Consider the following 20,148-nt stretch of genomic DNA (forward strand, 5'->3'; position numbering starts at 1 on the left):
GCCCAGACACGGACCAGCGCGGCATCGGCGGACAGCTCGGTCAGAAGCGGATGAGACCGGAGGGGGAACGCGCCTGCGTCCGCGCAGGTTCTTGTTGGCATCAACACCGGGAGCACCAGCATGCGAATTGTCGGACGCGCATCCATCGTCGCCGTTATGGCCCTCATGAGTGTCGGAGCGGCCGAAGCCAAGGGCTGCATCAAGGGCGCGATCATCGGCGGCCTCGCCGGCCATTACCTGGCCGAGCGGGGCGTGGTCGGTGCGGTTGCAGGGTGCTTGACGGGACGTGCTCTGGCCAACCGTCAGGCGCGGCGCGAGATCGATTACGGCGCGCGCGTTCAACCACGTGGAACCGGATACGGGCCGCCCCAGGCCTACCCGCGCCGGGACTACGCCTACTGACCTCGCCTTCGAGGCCGCGCCCTCGGCCGGCGCAATCACCGGGTCACACCCGCGTGGTTTGCGCCGTCGAGCGCCGCGGCCCAGCAGCGTCGTGAGCCGGCGCGGGCATCATACCGTCACCCGGGGACTCGCACGGCATCTGCCCAGGCGCCGATCTGCTGCGCGCGCCCGAAGGGGCGTGCGGACCGGAAGGGGCCGGGCTTTGTGCCTTGACGAGACGCCACCAAACGGTGTCAAAGTCGCCTCCGACGCACGGAAACCGCTAAATTCCTCAATGGTTTCAGTGCGCCTGCCGGTGTAGCACAGCGGTAGTGCAGCGGTTTTGTAAACCGAAGGTCGGGAGTTCGATCCTCTCCACCGGCACCAATTATCACACGGACTTAGCTTCATTTCGCATCTGCCGAGCGCTTCGTTTTGTCAGTTGGGGCAACGGCCGCACCATTTTGCCCAAGCTGCGGCCGCCCGCGCCGGAGGCGCGAGCGGCGTTCGTGAGGGCGGTTCAGGCTTTCCAACTCTAAGACGAAACTTCGTGATCCTCCGCACCGTAGGTGACGCCTCAACGCGTAGTGGAGGCGTGGCATTGACCGTTATCTCGTTGGCCTGCTTGGTGGCTGGTGCAGCGTCCGCCGCGGCATCGTTGCTGAGCGTTCGGCGTAAAGTGATCCTCGAGCTGACGGGCGGTGTCCTCTTCGTTGCAGGCCTTTGCATCCTTGGCGCACGCACGCCGTTGTTCCGATAGGCCGCAACCCTTTGCCTCGAATGGGGCACACCTGATGCGCGAGCGGCGTTCGTGGGACGTGGCGGATGCGTCACAGGGACGTCATCAGCAGCTTCTGTGTAAGGCTGCCGGTGTCGGCGGCAGGATGGGTCGCCGACCTTCCACGCTCGCCCGCAAACTTGTCCCCCAAGGCAGACGGGCGGGCGTGGACGCTCTCAGTCTGAATTGAAACGTTGTCCGAATATTGCATTGCGTGTGCGTCGACACGGTTCGACCTTTACGCTCGCCCGAAGGGTCGAGAGGGCTCTATCGAGCGAGCCTAGATGCATTTTTGCGCAGCCGCCCGCTGGTGTGACTAGGTTCGTAGGCAACGGTTGAACCGACCAGCCGGCCAGTTGTACTGGCTTTGCGCCGGCTCGCGCGTACCATCCAAGCCCGCCCACCGCATTCCCCTCACCGAAGCGGACGGGCGTGGATGCTCAGATCAGTGTTCAACGCATCGCTGCCGGCGAAGGCAGGCCGCACGCTGGCCTACAGGGTCGGGATGATGTTTCAGGAGCGTTAGGAGCCTCAGAAATTCTGAGAAACAGGATGTGTTTCCCAGGCGAACCGGGGCGACCTCCTAACGCTGCCCCCCCCTCGCGACGGTTGCAGGTGCGCGCGAGGGGGCATCGAACCGCAGGCTATCGGAACCACTTCAGGCGTCTCAGGGTTTGTGCCGATACGCCCGATCCAGACCACCTATTTGGACAGAGTGCCCATGAGTGCGCCTGTAAAGCCGTTTCTTGGCCTGATCGCCGCCTTCGCGGGTGGGGTTGCTGCAACCGTCGCTCTCATTGGCCGTCCGTCCATCGAACCGGAATCCGCAGCAGCGTCCAGGCCTGCAAAGATCGCTACGCTTGAGAACCCATCACGCCATTCTGATGAACTTCCTGCGACAGGCACTCAGCCGCCGTCAGATTCGAATGGCTGGGTCGATCCGATCAAGCGAAGCTCGGAGGCACCCTCCACACGTGCATCTCTGCCTCCGCTTGTGTTCCATCTGGATGAGAAGGCGGATCCCACGAAGAGCGCCGCGTCACAGGAGGGCGAGAAGGTCGGAGCGCGACAGGCTCAGCGTTCTATCGTGGCCCAGGTTTCCCCACCGTCTCGGCCATCCACATCCGAGCTTAAGGCAAAGCCGGACTCACCGAGTCGCCCAATCCTCGCCGCAAAGCCGATCGAGCGGCCTGCATCATCGAAGCCCTCAGACGATTTGGCAGCCCGCAAGACACAATCCCACCCGCTCACGGCAAGGCTGAGCCATAAGCCTGAAACGGCGCGCGTAGCCTCAAACGACGACGCCGAGGATGATGAGAGCCCCGCAGTCGAGCGGCCGCTTCGCCGTGTCTATGTTCCGGGTCGGAGCTATGGCTATCCGGCAGGACAGCCTTATGGTCACCGGTATGTCGAACTCTCTGACCGTTACGAGCGCGAGACAGGGGATCAGCCAAGGCAGTACCGGAGGGAGGCCACGTCCACCCAGCCTGTAGGCGTCATGCGGTGGCTTGTGGAACGTTGAAGCTCCTCAATTCGCAACGGGCGGGGACCTGTATGGCATACTGCAAGAAACTGCTGATTGGCGCAGTCGCCTTCATGTCTGTATCGCCCTCATACGCCGTGAGTCCTCAAGAAATGAAGGATCGCACCGCGTTCATAGCCAGTCGCTACTTGCAGATTTGGTCCTCCAACAACGTCAGCCCGGTTGCAGGGGTACCTTACATGTATGGGCGAACGGTCCTGTTCTACGGGAAATCATACACCCAGGCGGACCTTCAGGCGGAGAAGCAGCGCGCCATCGCACAATGGCCCGTCAGGCACTATGCCCATCGCCCTGGCACCCTGCGGGTGGTCTGCAACGCTGCTGCTCGGAAGTGCGCAGCCCGCTCCACCATCGATTTCGCCGTGGCTAATCCCAACCGTGGGACACGTAAGAGCGGATCGGCGAAGTTCGACCTTGGCGTCAGCTTCGCGGGCCCACACCCGGTCATCCTCTACGAGGGCGGCAGCCTGAACAAGCGCCACTCTTACCAGAACGCAGAGGGCAACGGCTAATCGCCCCACGTGCAGCATCGGATGTATCAAACGCCTTCAGCGTCGACCTGCACAGTTATAAATCAACCACTTCGGGCACCCTGTTGAGCCCGTTGCCCTCCCGGCACCAGCCTTCCGCACGGCCGCGGGAAGTGCGGCGCACCTGTCCATCGATCACGCCCGATACGCGCCTTTGCTCCGGCGCGTGGGGCGAGGGCGTGCGGCAGGCCGAGCGCGCGCAAACAGGCGCCTTTGACGCACACCCGGGCGGGCTGGCGCTCAGCCCCCGTTCAGACGGATCCCGCGATAACCGTAACGGCCAAGCTATAGATAAGTATTTCTGATTTGTAACCAAGGTAATTCTGGTCGATATCGCATCAAGCGCGGCCGCTATTAGATTAAGATTAGATGAATGCGCAATTCAGAGGCGATTAAATCCGCCGCGCCTACCAGCGCCACCGGAAGGCGATGACGCATGTCCGCGCAATGCCCGGTCGATGACCGGAGCGGCGGACCGCACTGCCCCTCGGGGGGCGCATCGCGCACGATAGGGGCGCGGCCATGATGGCGAACGAGGACGAGCGGCCGATCAGAGGCTCTGCCGGGACGGTCGAAGCCGGCGATCGCGCCGCCGCGCCGCCGCGCCGGGCGAAGCAGGGCGGCGCGCAGAGCCGCCCGATCGATGCGGCGGCGCGGGACCGGATCGGGCGCGGCCTGCGGCTGCACTACGCGGCCGTCCTGGCCCAGCCGATCCCCGACCGGCTCCGGGCGCTGCTCGACGACCTCGCCGCCTGCGCCGAGACGGAGGCCCAGCCATGACACTGATGTTGCAAGCCGCTCCCGCGGGGAACGAGCCCGGCCCCACGCCGGCCGGCGCCGATGCCGAGATGCGCGACCTGCTGCTCGGGGCGATCCCGGCCCTGCGCGCCTTCGCGTTCTCGCTGACCTACGACTTCGACCGCTCGGACGACCTCGTCCAAGACACGCTGGTGCGCGCCTGGATCAACGCCGCCAGCTTCCGCCGGGGGACCAACCTGACCGCGTGGCTGTTCACGATCCTGCGCAACCTGTTCTACTCGGAGCAGCGCAAGCGCAAGCGCGAGGTGGAGGACGCCGACGGCGTCCATGCCGGCCGGCTGACCGCCCTGCCCGAGCAGGAGGTCCGGATCGAGATGGCGCAGTTCGAGAGCGCCCTGAACCGCCTGCCGGCCGCCCAGCGCGAGGCGCTGGTCCTCGTGGGCGCCCAGAGTTTCACCTACGAGGAGGCCGCGGCGATCTGCGGCGTCGCGGTCGGGACGATCAAGAGCCGGGTCAGCCGCGCGCGCATGCGCCTGATCGAGGTGCTGGGCATGGCAGGCACGGACGATATCGGCCCCGACGCCCAGACCCGGGCGGTCCTGGGCGGGAGCTGAGGCGCCGCGCCCGCGGCGCGCCGCTCACTTGATGAGCCGGACCACGTCGCAGAACCGCCTGTGCCGGGCGGTGCCGAGCCACTCGAACACCACCATCTCGGTGGTGACGATCTCGGCGCCGTGGGCCGCCATGCGCACAAGTGCCGCGTCCCGGTTCTCGATCCGGCGGGAGCCGACCGCATCGCCGACCACGCAGACGCGTCGCCCGGCCTCCAGCAAGCCGAGCGCGGTCTGAAGCACGCAGATATGCGCCTCGCAGCCGGCCACCACGAGGTCGCGCTCCGCGGGCAGGCGGTCGAGGAAGCCCGGGGCCTGCGCGGCACCGAAGCTCATCTTCGGGAAGGCCATCCCGGGCTCCGGCGCGAGTTCCGGCACCGTCGGCCCGAGGCCTCCGGCATTCTGCTCGGTGAACAGGACCGGCACCTCGAGAAGCTTCGCGGCCGCGGCAAGGCGGCCCGTGTTGGCGAGCACCCCGTCGCCCTCGGCGATCGCCGGCATCAGCCGGACCTGAACGTCGATGACGAGGAGGAGCGTCCGGGCGGGATCGATCAGCGGCATTCGGTTCGGGTCTCCGGTCTCGCGCACGGGCATGCCGCATCGGCGTGCGGCCCGATGTCTAATCCGCTCCTGTGGCGGTCCGGCAGACCTCCAGCCGGAGGGGTGAGCCGCGGGCCATGCGCACGGCTTCCGCACGTCCGTCGCGACGGCCATCCTTGGCGGTCCGCTTCCCCTCTGTCGCGCAGCCGGCGGGCTTATTGAGGCGCCTCCGCGTGCCGGCTTTCGGCGGTGATTTGTGAATGAATCGTCGCGTCTTCTGTGTCATACGGCCCGTTCATTTTCCGTATTATATTATCTAATCGGAACTTGATAGTGGTACTTTGTTTCAATTTTAGGCATTTTCCTCTCATAATGATCCAGGATATCAATTCCATGAGCCAGGATCTGACAAACAGTAGCTTCGGTTGACCTAAAAAATCTTCATCCTTGCACGCGAGGGGATACGATGGCGGCCAGTTCAACCATTGGCACGCCGGAGCAGGGCGAGAACTCCAATCGTGCGCCGCGATTCGGCCGATCCACCCGACCGGTCACGCGGCTATCGACCGGCGCGGACGGACTGGCGGCCAGTCGACCGGCCGCCACCGGTTCGCGGAAGCCAGCTTCAGGAAGGCCAGCGGCGCTAAACTGCGCATCCCGGAGAAAGAGCCAGACTGCCATGTCCCAGTTCATCGTCCCGCAACAGCCCCAGGACCCTGTCGCCGCTCTCGTGGGGACACAGATCGACGCCTTGCTGGCGGAGCTGTATCGGAAACGGGCCGAGCTCACGGAACAGAGGACTGGCGTGGATCGCCGCGGGCCGACCGGGGATGCTCAGATCGACAGGCTCAACGTCGAACTCGGCGTGCAGATCAGCGACGGCTTGGCGACGATCAACCAGCTCATCGACGAGATCGAGACGTTCGCCCTCGACATGACGCGGGGCCTGCCGGTGGCGTGAGCCCGGCTGACTGATCCCGAGGGGGGTTTCAGGAAACCGGTTTGCGCGCGCCCGCCTCAGGCTCCAGATGCCGCGGTCTTCGACGCCGCCGGGGAGGATCCGATGGGTCCTTCGGCAGGCAGCCCGGTGTCGCGGCCGTGCTCGGCTGGCCGACGCTCGAGGGCGGCGGCTGAGGCCGTTTCCGTTTAAACATCTCGGTTGCGGTGCCCCTCTGTCGTCGCGCGCGCAGCGACGCTACCGAAGGCAGCGCGACCACTGAGATCGTGGCGCCGCATGGATGGCCTTGCTCCGCGCGCGACGAAAGCGGGGCCGACCTCATCATCCGGAACCGGTCTCAGTAGGTGGCGAACAGGCGCGCCACCGCGTCCGGCTCGTGCGTGACGGTCAGCGCCAGCGCGAGCAGGATCCGGGCCTTCTGCGGCGTCAGGTTGTCGGCGCTGAGGATGCCGCGGCTGCGCAAGCGGGTGGTGAGGGGCACCACGCCGCTCCCGGCCCGGGTCGACATCACCACCACGATCCCCCCGGCGGCCGCCGCCTCCAGGGCCTCCGCCTCGGCGGGCGGGGTCATGCCCGGGGCGAGCCCGGCCGACACGAGGCCGCGGGCGCCCGCCGCCAGGAACGCCCGCACGGCGGTGCCGTCGGCATCGGCGTAACCGTAGGCGATGTCGACCCGCGGAAGCGCCGGACGGTCGCGGATGTCGAATGGCGTGCCCGGCGCGGTCGCGCGCTCGGAGCGGCGGTAATAGCGGACGGTGTCGCCGTCCACGTGGCCGAGCACACCGAAATCCGGGGTCCGGAAGGTCTGAAGGCGGGCCACCGAGGTCTTGGTGACCTCGCGGGCCGCCTGGATCTCGTCGTTGAGCACCACGAGGACGCCGCGCCCGCGGGATTCCGGCGCCGCCGCCGTGCGCATGGCGGCCACGAGATTGAGCTTGGCATCGGTGGACAGCGCGCTCATGGGCCGCTGCGAGCCCACCAGCACCACCGGCAGATCGACCGTCAGGGTCAGGCTGAGGGCGTAGGCGGTCTCTTCCAGGGTGGCGGTTCCGTGCCCGATCACGATCCCCGCGAGGTCCGGGTGCTCGTCCGCGAGGCGCGCGCACAGTTTGACGAGGTCGCGCCACTCGGCAAAGCCGATCGCCGGGCTCGGGACCGCCCGGAACGGGACCGGAACCACGGATGCCACCGTCGCCAGCTCGGGAACGGAATCCAGGATCGCACCGGCGTCGAGGCGCCGGTCGGTGGCGGTGTAGTCGAGGATGTCGAGGGCGTCGCGCCCCAGCGACGAGATCGTCCCGCCGGTGCCGATGAACGCGACCTTGGGCAATCCGGCCCCGTGCCCTGCTGCCGTTCCTGCCGCCATTGCCATGCCTCCCGGCCGTCCTCGGCCGCGCGAATGCGAGGGCACCGTGATGCCGCGTCGCGCAGCGAGGGTCGACCCCACCCGGCGCATTCGGGCGATGCGCCGGACGACGGACGCAGTCGCTCCGGCGGGACGCGTCTCGGTCTCAGCTCTGGAAGTCGAACAGCAGGGCCGAGATATGGGTGCCGGTGTTGGTCCCGCCCGCCCCGTAGCCCGCGCCGCCTGACTGGCTGCTCTGAAGCTGCTGGATGAAGGTGGAGAGCAAATCATCCGTCGACGCGGCGCCGGACCCGCTCGACGTGGCGGACGAAGCCCGGTCCGTGGTGCCGCCGGATCCGGAGGCGCCCGGCGGACCGGGAGGCGGGACGCCGACGCCGGAGAGGCTGCCGTCATTCGACGCGGCGTCGGATGTCTGCGTGCTCCGGCCGTGGCTGGAGAACAGGTTCTTCAGCTCGGTGGCCTGGTCGCTGGTCAGCGCGCCGCTGCTGACCTGATCGGAGATCAGGCTGTCGATCCGGTCCTTCATGGAGGACGGATCGAGCTTCGCCGGAGTGGAGGTGCTGCTCGAGGCGGTCCGGTCCGCCGACAGACTCGAGTCGATCGACGACAGGGCGTTCGTCAGTGCTGTGGCGTCGGTGCCGCTGAGTGTCCCGGCCGACAGCGCGCTGCTGATCGTGTCGGACATCTGCGTCTTGGGGTTGTTCTGGCCGGACCATCGCGGCGCGTGGAGCTGCGATGTCGTGGTCGATGAGACGGTACTCATGAAGTCGCTCGGGGCACGGATCTGCCGGAATCGCCCGGCGGCGGGTCCGTGTGCAAATTACCCACGCTGTTCTTAAGGCCGCGTTTCAGCCGGGTTGGTAATCCGACCCGTCGATGCCGATACCGTCCTGCCCCCCCTCCGGCAGGCCGGATCCCGAGGCCCGGCACGATGACCCGGAGCCGCCTTTTGTGGGATCGGCCGACGCGTCACACCACCATGAATGAACAGTCTCGACGGTCCCGTCTTCGCGAGCGAAGCGAAGCGATCCAGCAGCGTCACCCTCCCCAGGGTCGCGCCATCCAGGGCCGCCGCGCTCCGCGCGCGATGACGGTGCGGCCCACGTCGGCCGAAGTCGTCAGCCGCGCCCCGGGTCAGACACCCGCGGCGACGCGCAGCGGCGGCATCGTCTCGGCCAGGCGCGCCGCGGGAGCCGCGTGACTGTAGAGACCGCGATGCTTCGGATGTGGCGACAGCCGGTCGGTCAGGCCGATCACCGTCTCCGCCGCGCCGAGCAGCAGCGCGCCATCGGGCGCGAGCTGGGCAGCGAGCCGCGCCAGCACGTCCGATTTTGTCGGGGCGTCGAAGTAGATCAGCACGTTGCGGCAGTAGATCACATCGAACTGGCCGAGCGACGCGAAGCTGTGCAGCAAATTGAGCTGGCGGTAATCGACCATGCTGCGCAGGCTCTGGGCGATCTGCCACTGCTCCCCGACCTGGGTGAAGTACTTGATCAGCCACTGCACCGGAAGCCCGCGCTGGACTTCGAAATGGCTGTAGAGGCCGAGCTTCGCCTTCTCGATCACCTCGGTGGACAGGTCGGTCGCCACGATCTCGACCTGCCAGCCGGCGAGCCGGGGCGCCGCCTCCTGCAGGAGCATGGCGAGCGAGTAGGGCTCTTGCCCGGTGGAGGAGGCCGCGCACCAGATCCGCAGCTTGCGCCGTCCGGCATTGCGCGCCAGGGCCTCCGGAAGGAGCGTGTCGCGGAACAGGTCGAACGGCAGCCGGTCGCGGAAGAAGAAGGTCTCGTTGGTGGTCATCGCCTCGACCACCGCCCGCTCGATCGCGCCGTTCTGGGCGAGCTTGAGGGCCCCGATCAGGTCGCCGAGGCTGGCGAGGCTGAAGCGGCGGCAGACGGGGGTCAGCCGGCTCTCCACGAGGTAGCGCTTCTCGGGCGTCAGCGCGAGGCCGGAACGCTGCTTGAGGAAGCTGCGCAGGTATTCGAATTCGAGTTCGGTCATGCCGGCTGCCCCGTGATCAGAGCGCGCAGCGCCGTGGCGAGTTCGGGCAGCGGCAGCACGGCCTCGGCGAGGCCCGCCCGCGCGACGCTACCCGGCATCCCCCAGACGGTGCTGGTGGCCTCGTCCTGGGCGAGCACCGGGCCGCCGGCCTCGGTGAGCGCCCGGGCGCCGTTGGTGCCGTCGGATCCCATGCCGGTCAGGATGACGGTCGCGGTGGCCGCGCCGAACACGATTGCCGCGTCCTTGAACAGCACGTCGACCGCGGGGCGGCAGAAATTCACCGGCGGCCCGTCCGTGAGCTTGATGATCGGCCCGCTCGGCCCCGCCGCGAGGCCCATGTGGCGACCGCCCGGGGCCACGTAGATCCGGCCGGCCTCGACCCGCTCGTCGGCCTTGCCCTCGGCGGCCGGAAGGCCGGTGCGGGTGGACAGGTGCTCGGCGAACACCGCCGTGAAGATCGGCGGCATGTGCTGCACGATCAGCACCGGCAGGCGGCGGAGCGCGGCCGCCCCGATCCCCTCCAGCATCTCGCCCACCGCCCGCGGACCGCCCGTGGAGGAGCCGATCAGCAGGGCGCGGGGCGCCGTGCGACTGCGCACCTTCGGCCGCAGGGTGAAGGGCGTCGGTGCGCGCGGCGCGGCCGGCGCCGGATGCGCCGTCACGGGGGCGGCGGGGGCCGGGTGGGCCGCCGGCGCGAGGGCGGAGGCCGGCCGCCGGGTCCGGGCCCGGGCCGCACCGAAGACGCGCACGCGCTCGATCAGCTCGGCCCGGAACACGTCCGAGGTGGTGACGCCGCGGCTGCTCTCGGGCTTGGCGATGTAGTCGACCGCACCGAGGGCGAGGCATTTCAGCGAGATGTCGGCGTTGCGCGTGGTCAGGGTCGACATCATCACGACCTGCACGCTCGGGCTCATGGCGAGCATGCGCGGCAGCGCCGTGGTGCCGTCGAGTTCCGGCATCTCGATATCGAGCAGGACCACGTCCGGATCGTGCTTGGCCATCAGCTCCAGCGCGATGCGGCCATTCGAGGCCGTGGCGACGAGCTCGAATCCGGCCTCGCCGATCCAGCGGGCGACGAGGCCGCGCACCACGGCGGAATCATCGGCCACCAGCACGCGGATCGCCGAGGCCGACGCGGTCGTGCTGGGGGTGGATGGGCTGCGAAGCGGCGCGACCGCGGGACTCAGGGCCATGATGCTTGCCTCGGCTACTCAGTCGCGGATGCGGAAACGTGTGTTGGGCGTGGGCTCAGGCCGCGTCGGCGACGAGGCCGACCTGCTCGAGCTTGGCCGTCAGGATGTCGCGGTCGAAGGGCTTCATGATGTATTCGTCCGCCCCGGCCCGGAGGGCCCGGGCGATCGCCCCGACGTCGTTCTCGGTGGTGCAGAACAGGACCTTCGGCACATCGCCGCCCTCGCTCTGGCGCAGGGCCTGGAGGAACGCGTAGCCGTCCATGTTCGGCATGTTCCAATCGAGCAGAATCACGTCCGGCATGCCCGCCGCGCAGGCTTCGAGGGCGGCGCTCCCGTCCTCGGCCTCGCTGACGTTGATGCCGAGATCCTCGATGATCCGCCGGGCGACCTTCCGGATCACCGCGGAATCGTCCACCACCAGGCAAGTGATCTCGTGCGGCGCCTTCATGATCGTCTCCTCAAGCCGCCTTGGCGCCGGCGGCCGTGAAGCCCAGGAGCGCGTCCACGTCGAGGATCACCAGGAGGCGCCCGTCGAGGCGGTGGACGCAGGTGGCGAGGTCGCGGAAGCGGGAATCCAGGTTGATCGGCACCGCCTCGCGGCTGTCGGCCCCGAGCTTGAGCACCTCGCCGACACCGTCGACCACGAGCGCGAAGGTCTCGCCGGCCTGCTCAAGGCCGATCGCCATCTTCGGGCTGGCCTTGGCGCCGTCGGCCTCCGCTTCGGGCAGCCCGAGGCGACGGCGCAGGCTCATGGCCGTGACCACGCGGCCGCGCAGGTTGAGGAGGCCGACGATCTCGGCCGGCGCCAGGGGCACCGGCGTCACGCCCGAGGGAACGAACACGTCGTGGACCCGCTCGATCGCCAGACCGAACAGGGTCTCGCCGACATAGACCGTGACGAAGTCATCGGTGGCACCGGTCTCGGTGCTGGTGGCGTTGGCGTTGGCGTTGGCAGCCTGCATCGGAACTCTCCGGATTCGATCGTCGATCGTCTCGATCGTATCGATTGTCTTGGGGCGGACGGCGCGGGGATCAGGCGGCCTTCGCCACCGTCCCGGCGCCGATCTCGGCGAGCGCCGCGATCAGGCCGCTGCGGTCGAACTTCGCCACGAGGTCGTTGATCGCCAGGGTCCGGGCCCGCTCCACCGCGTCGGCACCGATGGCGCCGGTGAGGCCGACCACCGGAAGGGCCGCGAGACGGGGCTCGGCCCGGCGCATCGCCGCGACGAGGTCGAAGCCGCTGCGGCCCGGCATCTCCAGGTCGGTGACCACCACTTCGATCTTCGGATCGGACTGAAGGGCCGCCAGCGCCGCATCCGCGCTCGCCGCCGTGACCACCTGGTAGCCCGCCGCCTTGAGCACCGGGCTCAGCATGTCGCGGAAGAAGGCCGAATCGTCGACCAGCAGAACCGTGGAGATCTGCTCGGGCCGCTTCAGGCCGCGCGCCCAATCGTCGTAGGCCAGCGGCAGGAAGTGCGCGATGTTGATGATGTCGGTCGCCCGGCCCCGCAGCACCGCCGAGCCGATCAGGTCCGAACGCTCGGCCGCGATCTCGATGTCGAGGCGTTCCTCGACGATGTCGACGATCTCGTCGACCACGAGGCCCATGGCGCGCTCGCCGTCGGAGAATACCACCAGGGCCTGCGTGCCTTCCGACTTGATGGTGATCGCCGAGTCGGCCGGGACCAGAGGCATCAGGCGCCCGCGGTACTGGATCAGCGCGCGGCCGCCGAGCCACTCGACCTTGGCGCACTCGATCTCCTCGAGGCGGGTGACCAGCGACAGCGGCACCGCCTTGAAGCTGCCCTGGCCGCCCTTGAACACCAGGAGCGTCGTCTTGGTGTCGGCCATCTCGACCGCCTCGTCGGCGTCGGAATCGATGTGGCCGCCGCTGCCCTGGACGCCCTGCGCCACCTGGCGGGCCACGCCGTTGGGATCGACGATCAGCACCACGGCGCCGTCGCCCAGGATCGTGTTGCCGGCAAACATCGGGATGTGCCGCAGCTTCACCGACATCGGCTTCACGACGATCTCCTCCGTGTGGAAGACCTCGTCGACGAGGATGCCGAAGCGCTCGCGCCCGACCTGGGCGACCACCACGAAGCCGGCCTGCTCGGCCTCGGTGCCCGGGGTCGACTGGCCGAGCAGGCCGGTGAGCGAGACGATCGGCAGGAGCCGCTCGCGCAGGCGCAGCACCGGCGCGCCGTTGATGTGCTCGACCCGCTGCGCCCCGGCATCGACCCGGACCAGCTCCAGCACGGCCACCTGCGGCAGGGCGAAGCGGTGCTCGCCGGCCCGCACGATCAGGGCCGCCACGATGGCGAGCGTCAGCGGGATCTTGATGGTGAAGGTGGTGCCGCGGCCCGCCGTGGTGGCGATGTCGATCAGGCCGCCAATGGTCTCGATGTTGGTCTTGACCACGTCCATGCCGACGCCGCGGCCCGAGACCGAGGTCACCGCCGCGGCCGTCGAGAAGCCGGCGTGGAAGATGAACTTGGCGACCTGCGCGTCGGTCATCCGCTCGACATCGGCCTGGGAGGCCAGCCCGCGCTGCACCGCCTTCTGCCGGATCGCCGCGAGGTTCAGGCCCTTGCCGTCGTCGGCGATCTCGATCGTGATCGTGCCGCCCTCGTGATAGGCGGCGAGCCGGATCGTGCCGCGGGCGGGCTTGCCGGCCGCGATGCGCTCGGCCGTCGATTCGAGGCCGTGATCGGCCGAGTTGCGGACCATGTGGGTCAGCGGGTCCTTGATGACCTCAAGGACCTGCCGGTCGAGTTCGGTCTCGTTGCCGACCATCACCAGGTCGATCTGCTTGCCGAGTTCGGCCGAGAGGTCGCGCACGACCCGCGGCAGCTTCTGCCACGCATTGCCGATCGGCTGCATGCGCGTCTTCATGACGCCTTCCTGCAGCTCGGCGGTGACGTGCGACAGGCGCTGCAGCGGGACCTTGTAGCTCGAATCCTCGTGCCGGCGGGCGATCTCCAGGAGCTGGTTGCGGGTCAGCACCAGTTCCGAGACCATGGTCATCAGGTGCTCGAGCGTATCGACGTTCACCCGGATCGTCTGGTTCTTGGCGGCGGCGGTCGTCTCGCCCTCGGCGCCTTCGGCCTTCTCGGCCCGGACCGGCTCGGCCTTGTCGGCCTCGATCGCTTCGGGCTTGGCGGCCGCAGGTTTGGCGGCTTCGGCCCGGGCGGGCTCGCTCTTCGCCTTCGGCGCCTCGCTCGCGACCGGCACGGGGGCAGGCGGCGGGAGAACGAAATCCGATTCCTCCGGTCCCGGCGCCGCCAGGAACGCCGCCTCAAGGTCGTCGAGAGAGACTTCGCCGGGCTTCAGCTCGCGGACCACCGGATCGGGCAGCACCGGCTCGGGCGGGGCCGCCTGCACAGGCGCCTCGGCCACCACGTCGGCCATGCGCTCAAGGGCGGAGATGAGGTCGTCGTCCGAGCCGGACGGCTCGGTGCCGGTGGCCTCGAGGTCGGCGAGAATCGCCTTCAGCCGGTCGAGCGTCAGAAGAATCAGCGTGACCGAGTCCGAGGTGGCGGGCAGCCCGTCGCGGAACCGGCCCATCAAGGTTTCCGCGGCATGCGCCAAGGCTTCGAGCCGCGGAAGACCGAGGAAACCGCACGTTCCCTTGATGGTATGCACCAAGCGGAAGATGTTCCGTAGAATCGTCTCGTTATTCGGGTCCTGCTCGAACCGCACCAGTTCTGCATCGACCGTGTCGAGATGCTCCCCGCTCTCGGTCAGAAACTCGCGAAGCAGGTCGTCCATAGTCGCTACTCGTTACGCGGAGAAGGTCTCGCGCAACCTACTTACTCGCGCGGGGTTAGGGAAGGGTTTCCAGCCCGCCCCCGCGCCGATGTTTTTCAGCTCTTCACGCGAGCGCCGAGTCCGAAGCTTCGCCCTCAGCAGCATCGGGCGCGTCGATCACTGTGGATTCGGCGGTGATCGTCACTTCGTCATCCTGGATGGCGAAGCGAACAGCCATGCTGGCGGCCCGCGCCACGAGGCCGGCATAGAACGGCAGGATGCCGTGGGCGTCGACCGTCCCGCTCTCGGGGCTGCCGGCCATGAGTTCCTCCACGTGCGGGGGAATGCGGGCATGCGGGCCCTTGGCCTTGAACACGAAGGTCGGCGCCTCGCCGTCGCCGGTGACGGTCACGTCGATCACGCCGCCGCGCGGGATCGCCGAGGTCGCGATCATCACGAGGTTCAGGAGCAGCTTGACCTTGTTCTTCGGGAACAGGGCCTGCGGCGCGCTCCAGGTCAGCTTGGTCTTCTCGTCGGAGAACATGCCCTTGGCCACGCTCTCGGCATCGGCCACGTCGATCGAGGCGCCGGCAGACCCGGCCGCTCCGAAGGCGATCCGGGCGAATTTCAGGCGCGCCGAGGCCTGCCGGGCGCTCTTGCCGATCAGCTCCAGCGCGAAGGTGCGCATCGATTCGTCCTGGTCGTCCTCCAGGACCTCCAGCCCGTTCACGATCGCGCCGACGGGACTGATCACGTCGTGGCAGACGCGGGAGCAGAGCAGAGCCGCGAGGTCGAGGCCGTCGAGGGTCAGGGTGGGCGAGTTCGGGGAGGACATGGCGCGCTCCGGGCGGGCGGATCTGGAATTCGGACGTCTGCGGGCCGGGATCCCGAACGGGATCTCCGGTTCTCGGCCGCCCGATGCGGCGATCGCGTCGCCCGAAGGGAGCCCGCACGGCCGCAGGTCGAACCGGGGGCGACGACCGGTCCGCACGGATAGACGCCACGGCCGCCTTTGAAAAGCGTTACCGGCTGGGATGATGGCACGGGACGGCCCCGGATTCGGAGGCCGCGCCGCGGCCGTGACGCGGCACCGGACAGGATCGGGGCGGATCGGGTACGATGCCCGATCCGTCGGGCCAGGGAGGATGCGCCATGAGACGTGAGACCGGCATCCGCACCACGGCGGCCGGGGGCCCGCCGCACCCGCGCGGGACCGGCGCGCCCCGCCGCGGCTTCGATCGCCGCTGAGCCACCCCCATTGAGCCACCCCCATGCCGCCCGCCAGCATGCCGCCCGCCCCCACCCTGCGCGAGAGCCTGAGCCCCCGCCTCCGCGTCGCCGATCCGGAGGCCGCGCGCACCCGGCTTGCCGAGATCGTGCCGGCCCTTCCGGCCGGCTTCCTGACAGCGCCCTGCCGCGACCTGCTGCTCGGGATCGCCGAACATTCGCCGTTCCTCTGGCGGGCGATCGCGCGCGCGCCGGACCGCCTCGTCGCCCTGCTGGAGCAACCGCCGGACGCGGCCAGCCGGGCGATCATCGCGCGGCAACGCGCGGTCGGAGGCGCGTGCGGCGACGCTCCGGACCTCGCCGCGGTGAGCCGCCGGCTCCGCGAGAATCGGGAAACGCACGCCCTGCTGGTCGCCCTGGCCGATCTCGGCGGCTGCTGGGACCTCGCCGCAGTGACCCGGGCCCTGTCCGACTTCGCCGACGCGTCGGTGAGCGCCGCGACCGAGGCGCTGCTCCGGCAGGGCATGGCGGCCGGGCGCTTCCGGCCGCCGGACACGGCAGCGCCGCAGGACGGCTCCGGGCTGATCGTGCTCGGCCTCGGCAAGCTGGGCGGCGGCGAGCTGAACTATTCGAGCGACATCGACCTCGTGGTCTTCTACGAGGCCGAGCCCGCCACGGCCGCGACCGGCGGGGACCCCAAGGCGTTCTTCGTCAAGCTCGCGCAGGGCCTGGTGAAGCTCCTGGCCGACCGGAATGCCGACGGCTACGTCCACCGGATCGACTACCGGCTGCGGCCGGATCCGGGCTCCACCGCGGTGGCGCTCTCCACCGTCTTCGCCTTCGACTATTATCAGACGCTCGGTCAGAACTGGGAGCGCGCCGCCTTCATCAAGGCCCGGCCGATCGCCGGCGACATCCCGGTCGGCGAGGCGTTCCTCGCGGAACTGGCGCCGTTCATCTGGCGGCGGCATTTCGACTTCCCGGCCATCGCCGAGATCCACGCCCTGAAACGGCAGATCCACATGGTCCGCGGCCACGAGACCATCGCGGTCGCCGGCCACGACATCAAGATCGGCCGCGGCGGCATCCGGGAGATCGAGTTCTTCGTCCAGACGCAGCAGCTGGTCTTCGGCGGCCGCAAGCCGGCCCTGCGCGGCCGCCGCACCGTCGCGATGCTCAGCCGTCTCGTCGCGGAAGGCTGGATCGACGCCAAGGCCCGGGACGAGCTGAGTGCCGCCTACGACTTCCTGCGCACCCTGGAGCACCGGATCCAGATGGTCCGGGACGAGCAGACCCAGCGCCTGCCCACCGGGACCGAGGCGCTGACCGGGCTCGCCCTGTTCTCGGGCTTCCCCGACCTGCCGGCCTTCGAGGCCGCGCTGCTCCACCATGCCGGCCGGGTCCAGGCCCATTACGCCCTGCTGTTCGAGGCGGAGGCGGCGGAGGACGACGCGCTGGTCTTCGGCGAGACCGAGCCGGAGCCCGAGACCCTCGCCCGGCTCGGCGCTTTCGGCTTCCGCGATCCACCGCGGGCCTGGGAAACCGTGCAGGGCTGGCATCTCGGGCGTCGCCCGGCCCTACGGACCGGCCGCGCGCGCGAGATCCTCGCCGAGATGCTCCCGGCCCTGCTGCGGGCGCTCGGCGGCACCGCCGATCCGGACGCGGCGCTGCTCGCCCTCGACCGGGCCTTCGCGCAGATGCCGGCGGTCGCCGAGCTGCTCGCGATCCTGCGCTCGCACGAGCGGCTGCGCCTTCTGTTCGCCGACATCCTCGGCACGGCGCCCCGCCTCGCCGACACGGTGGGCTTGAGCCCGCACGTCCTCGATACCGTGCTCGACGCGGATTTCGTCGTGCCGACCACCGATCCCGGGGCTGTCCGGACCCAGTATCGGGCCCTGGTCGGACAGCCGGCGAGCCACGAGGAATTCCTCGACCGCTGCCGGGACGCGACGCGCCAGATGGTGTTCGTCACGGGCGCGCGCCTCCTTTCCGGCATCCTCACCCCGCGCCAGGCTGGCGAAGCCTACACGGCGATCGCCGAGGCGACGGTGGCGCTGAGCCTGGAGGCGGAGGAACGCCGCTTCGAACGCGATCATGGCGCGGTGCCGAAGGGGCGGTGCTGCGTCCTCGCCTTCGGCCGGCTCGGATCGCGGCAGCTCAGCGCCGAATCCGACCTCGACCTCGTGTTCCTCTACGATTTCGATCCGGAGAACCGCACCAGCGACGGCCGGCGCCCCCTCGACGCCGTGGTGGCCTACAACCGTCTGGCGCAGCGCCTGTTCGCGGCGCTCACCACCGCCACCCGGCGCGGCCGGCTCTACGCGGTCGACCTGCGGCTGCGGCCCTACGGCAGCCACAGCCCGCCGGCCGTCCAGCTCTCCGGCTTCGCCGCCTACCACCGGGACGAGGCCGAGCCCTGGGAGCACATGGCGCTCGCTCGCGCCCGGGTCGTGGCGGGCGACGCGGATCTGGGCGCGGCGGTCACGGCGGAGATCGCCCGGATCCTCGGGCACCCGCGCGACCCGGCCACGGTCTGCGCCGAGGCGGGCGCGATGCGGGCCCTGGTCGCCCGCGAGCGCGGCGATGCCGGTCCGTTCGACCTGAAGCTCGCGCCGGGCGCCTTGTTCGACCTCGACTTCCTGGCCCAGGCGACCGTGCTCAGCCACGCGGGGGACTGGCCGGGCTGCCTCGGCCTCGGCGCGGAGGACCTGTTCCGCGGCGCCGCGGCGCGCGGCCTTGTGCCGGCGACGACGGCCGAGGCCCTCGCCGAGACCTACGGCTTCCTCGACGCGGTCTATCACTGGCAGCGGCTGGTGATGGCGGATCCGGCCGCCGAACCGGCCGAGACCGCGTCCCGGCAGATCGCCAAGGCCGTGGGCCTGCCGGACGCGCGCAGCCTCGCGGCGGAGCTGCGCCGCCACCGCCGCCGGAGCCAGGCCCTGCTGGCGCGGATCCGGCGCGCGGTGCGGGGGCCGCGCGGTGCCTAGGGCGGACGATCCGCTCCGGAAACCGTCGACATTGCCGGCCCGCTCGGGCATTCAGGGCGGTCTTCGAAGGAACGTCTTGGGAGGGACCATGACGGGCGCGGCGACGATTTCGGGGCCTGAGCGCGAGCGGATTGCCGCCGTGCTCGCCGAGATCGCCTGCGCGGCGGGCGAGATCCTGCGCCGCTATCATCGGGGTCCCTGCCCGCATGCCCTGAAGGCCGACGGCTCCCCCTCGAGCGCCGCCGATGTCGAGGCCGAGGACCTGATCGTCGCCGCCCTCGCCGGGCAATTCCCGGGCATCGCGGTGGTCGCGGAGGAGCGCGCGCAGGGCGGCGAGCCCGCGGGACGGCCGGCCGAAACCTTCTTCCTGGTCGATCCCCTGGACGGCACCCGCGACTTCCTCGCCGGGACGCCGGATTACTCGGTCAACATCGCCCTGGTGGCGGGCGAGCGTCCCGTGGCGGCGGCCCTCGCGGCACCGGGCCTCGGCCGGGTCTGGTGGGCGGGCCCGCGCGCCCTCGAGGCGCCGGTGCTCGAAGGGCGGCCGGGCGCGGCGCGGCCCGTCCACGTGCGCGCGGCGCCGGAGGCCGGCCTGCTCGCCCTGGGCAGCCGCCGCCACGGCGACGCCGCCTCGGACCTCTGCCTCGCCGCCCTGCCGGTGCTGGAGACGCGTCAGGTCGGCTCCGCCGTCAAGTTCGGCCTGATCGCGGCCGGCGAGGCCGACATCTATGTGCGCTGCGGCCCGACCATGGCTTGGGACACCGCCGCGGGCGATCACCTCGTCGCGGCCGCCGGGGGCTGCGTGGTGGTGCCGGGCGGCGGCCCGATCCGCTACGGGCGGCAGGGGTCCGACCACCGCAACGGCCCGTTCGCGGCGCTCGGCGACCCGACCCTGGCGCCCCGGCTCGCCCTTCCCGCCCGCGCGGCCGGCCCAGCCGCGGTCCCGCAGCTCAGCGCGGCGCGTCCCTAGGCGGGACGTCCTGCAGGCTGCGCAAGGCCGGCCAGGCCGCCTCCGCCTGCCGGGCGAGGTCCGGATCCGTCAGGAAGCGGCCCCGGCGCTCGGCATCGCGGAACAGGTAGAGGCGCTCGCCGATCACCGCAAAGACCAGGGGATCGGACTCCACCAGCCGGCCCTCCAGGATCCCGGCGGCGTCGAAGCCCCCGAGCCTCGGCGCGTAGACCGCCGGCTCGTCGCGGAACGCCGCCCGGTTGGCGCCGCTGGCGAAGCGCCAGACCCGCCCGCCCCAGGTCAGCTCGAACCGCGCCGCCCCGGCGAGAGGGCCGCCCTCCAGGAAGTAGCTGACCGGGTCGAAGCCGTTGAGGGTCAGCAGCTCGATCCGCGTCCCGACGGGCTCCGCCCGTCCCGGCGCGGGGAGGGCCAAGGCTGCGGCCAAGGCGGCGGCCAAGGCGGCGATCGGCGCGATCGTGCGGGCCAGCCCCCGCCTGCGCGGCGCGCCGGGTGCGGGGTCGGGACGCGTTAACCACATCTTGCGAATTCCCTCAGAAGCTGGTCCGAGTCCTCCA

At 69.9% G+C, this 20,148-nt stretch carries 17 protein-coding genes and 1 tRNA gene; 8 read left to right on the plus strand and 10 right to left on the minus strand.

The annotated features are described in order from the left end of the window. Positions 1-120 precede the first annotated feature (120 nt). From JOE48_RS13710 to JOE48_RS13730, 5 genes are all read left to right on the plus strand, one after another. The gene (locus JOE48_RS13710) at positions 121-402 is read left to right on the plus strand and encodes a hypothetical protein (RefSeq protein WP_210030518.1); all 282 of its coding nucleotides are present in this window, start codon (positions 121-123) and stop codon (positions 400-402) included. Between the two features lie 291 nt (positions 403-693). Beyond that, positions 694-768, plus strand: a tRNA-Thr gene (locus tag JOE48_RS13715). A 1,945-nt stretch (positions 769-2,713) separates the two neighbouring features. Further along, entirely contained in the window at positions 2,714-3,214 is a 501-nt protein-coding gene (locus JOE48_RS13720; protein WP_210030520.1) for a hypothetical protein, read from the plus strand. 540 nt (positions 3,215-3,754) lie between these two features. Continuing rightward, positions 3,755-4,012 (plus strand): NepR family anti-sigma factor, encoded by a 258-nt coding sequence (locus JOE48_RS13725; protein ID WP_210030522.1) that lies wholly within the window; start codon positions 3,755-3,757, stop codon positions 4,010-4,012. Continuing rightward, complete coding sequence (locus JOE48_RS13730) at positions 4,009-4,605, plus strand: sigma-70 family RNA polymerase sigma factor (protein WP_210030525.1); 597 nt, start codon at positions 4,009-4,011, stop codon at positions 4,603-4,605. The genes JOE48_RS13725 and JOE48_RS13730 overlap by 4 nt, the downstream gene beginning before the upstream one ends. 24 nt (positions 4,606-4,629) lie before the next feature. On the opposite strand, the gene JOE48_RS13735 is transcribed toward JOE48_RS13730, so the two are convergent. Continuing rightward, positions 4,630-5,163, minus strand: a complete 534-nt coding sequence (locus JOE48_RS13735) for an isochorismatase family protein (RefSeq protein WP_210035747.1) — start codon at positions 5,161-5,163, stop codon at positions 4,630-4,632. Positions 5,164-5,821: 658 nt separating this feature from the next. On the opposite strand from JOE48_RS13735, the gene JOE48_RS13740 reads away from it, so the two are divergent. Beyond that, positions 5,822-6,103, plus strand: coding sequence for a hypothetical protein (locus JOE48_RS13740; protein ID WP_210030527.1), 282 nt, complete (start codon positions 5,822-5,824; stop codon positions 6,101-6,103). Positions 6,104-6,437: 334 nt separating this feature from the next. Here JOE48_RS13740 and JOE48_RS13745 read toward each other — a convergent pair whose 3' ends face one another. The 8 genes from JOE48_RS13745 to chpT all read right to left on the minus strand — a co-directional run bounded on the left by JOE48_RS13745 (position 6,438) and on the right by chpT (position 15,245). Further along, positions 6,438-7,466, minus strand: a complete 1,029-nt coding sequence (locus JOE48_RS13745) for an asparaginase (RefSeq protein WP_210030529.1) — start codon at positions 7,464-7,466, stop codon at positions 6,438-6,440. Between the two features lie 145 nt (positions 7,467-7,611). Next, the gene (locus tag JOE48_RS13750) at positions 7,612-8,229 is read right to left on the minus strand and encodes a hypothetical protein (protein ID WP_210030531.1); all 618 of its coding nucleotides are present in this window, start codon (positions 8,227-8,229) and stop codon (positions 7,612-7,614) included. Between the two features lie 371 nt (positions 8,230-8,600). Further along, on the minus strand, positions 8,601-9,467 hold the full coding sequence (locus JOE48_RS13755) for a CheR family methyltransferase (protein ID WP_210030535.1): 867 nt from the start codon (positions 9,465-9,467) through the stop codon (positions 8,601-8,603). Further along, positions 9,464-10,660, minus strand: a complete 1,197-nt coding sequence (gene cheB, locus JOE48_RS13760; protein WP_210030536.1) for a chemotaxis-specific protein-glutamate methyltransferase CheB — start codon at positions 10,658-10,660, stop codon at positions 9,464-9,466. Before cheB ends, JOE48_RS13755 begins: the two co-directional genes overlap by 4 nt. A 55-nt stretch (positions 10,661-10,715) precedes the next feature. Next, on the minus strand, positions 10,716-11,108 hold the full coding sequence (locus JOE48_RS13765; RefSeq protein ID WP_210030542.1) for a response regulator: 393 nt from the start codon (positions 11,106-11,108) through the stop codon (positions 10,716-10,718). 10 nt (positions 11,109-11,118) lie between these two features. Beyond that, positions 11,119-11,622 carry a chemotaxis protein CheW gene (locus JOE48_RS13770; RefSeq protein WP_210030543.1) on the minus strand — a complete coding sequence of 168 codons (504 nt, stop codon included), beginning with the start codon at positions 11,620-11,622 and terminating at the stop codon, positions 11,119-11,121. Between the two features lie 70 nt (positions 11,623-11,692). Beyond that, positions 11,693-14,431 (minus strand): chemotaxis protein CheW, encoded by a 2,739-nt coding sequence (locus tag JOE48_RS13775; RefSeq protein ID WP_210030544.1) that lies wholly within the window; start codon positions 14,429-14,431, stop codon positions 11,693-11,695. A gap of 103 nt (positions 14,432-14,534) precedes the next feature. Continuing rightward, positions 14,535-15,245, minus strand: a complete 711-nt coding sequence (gene chpT, locus JOE48_RS13780) for a histidine phosphotransferase ChpT (RefSeq protein WP_210030545.1) — start codon at positions 15,243-15,245, stop codon at positions 14,535-14,537. A gap of 451 nt (positions 15,246-15,696) precedes the next feature. Here chpT and JOE48_RS13785 point away from each other — a divergent pair, with 451 nt between their 5' ends. Further along, positions 15,697-18,624: a bifunctional [glutamine synthetase] adenylyltransferase/[glutamine synthetase]-adenylyl-L-tyrosine phosphorylase gene (locus JOE48_RS13785; protein WP_210035749.1), complete on the plus strand. Its 2,928-nt coding sequence runs from the start codon at positions 15,697-15,699 to the stop codon at positions 18,622-18,624. Positions 18,625-18,712: 88 nt separating this feature from the next. Beyond that, positions 18,713-19,594, plus strand: a complete 882-nt coding sequence (locus tag JOE48_RS13790) for a 3'(2'),5'-bisphosphate nucleotidase CysQ (protein ID WP_210030546.1) — start codon at positions 18,713-18,715, stop codon at positions 19,592-19,594. Here the strand turns inward: JOE48_RS13790 and JOE48_RS13795 are convergent. Beyond that, positions 19,575-20,111, minus strand: coding sequence for a YHS domain-containing (seleno)protein (locus JOE48_RS13795; RefSeq protein WP_210030547.1), 537 nt, complete (start codon positions 20,109-20,111; stop codon positions 19,575-19,577). The genes JOE48_RS13790 and JOE48_RS13795 overlap by 20 nt on opposite strands. Positions 20,112-20,148: the final 37 nt, after the last annotated feature.

It is taken from the genome of Methylobacterium sp. PvR107 (assembly GCF_017833295.1).
Classification (GTDB): domain Bacteria; phylum Pseudomonadota; class Alphaproteobacteria; order Rhizobiales; family Beijerinckiaceae; genus Methylobacterium.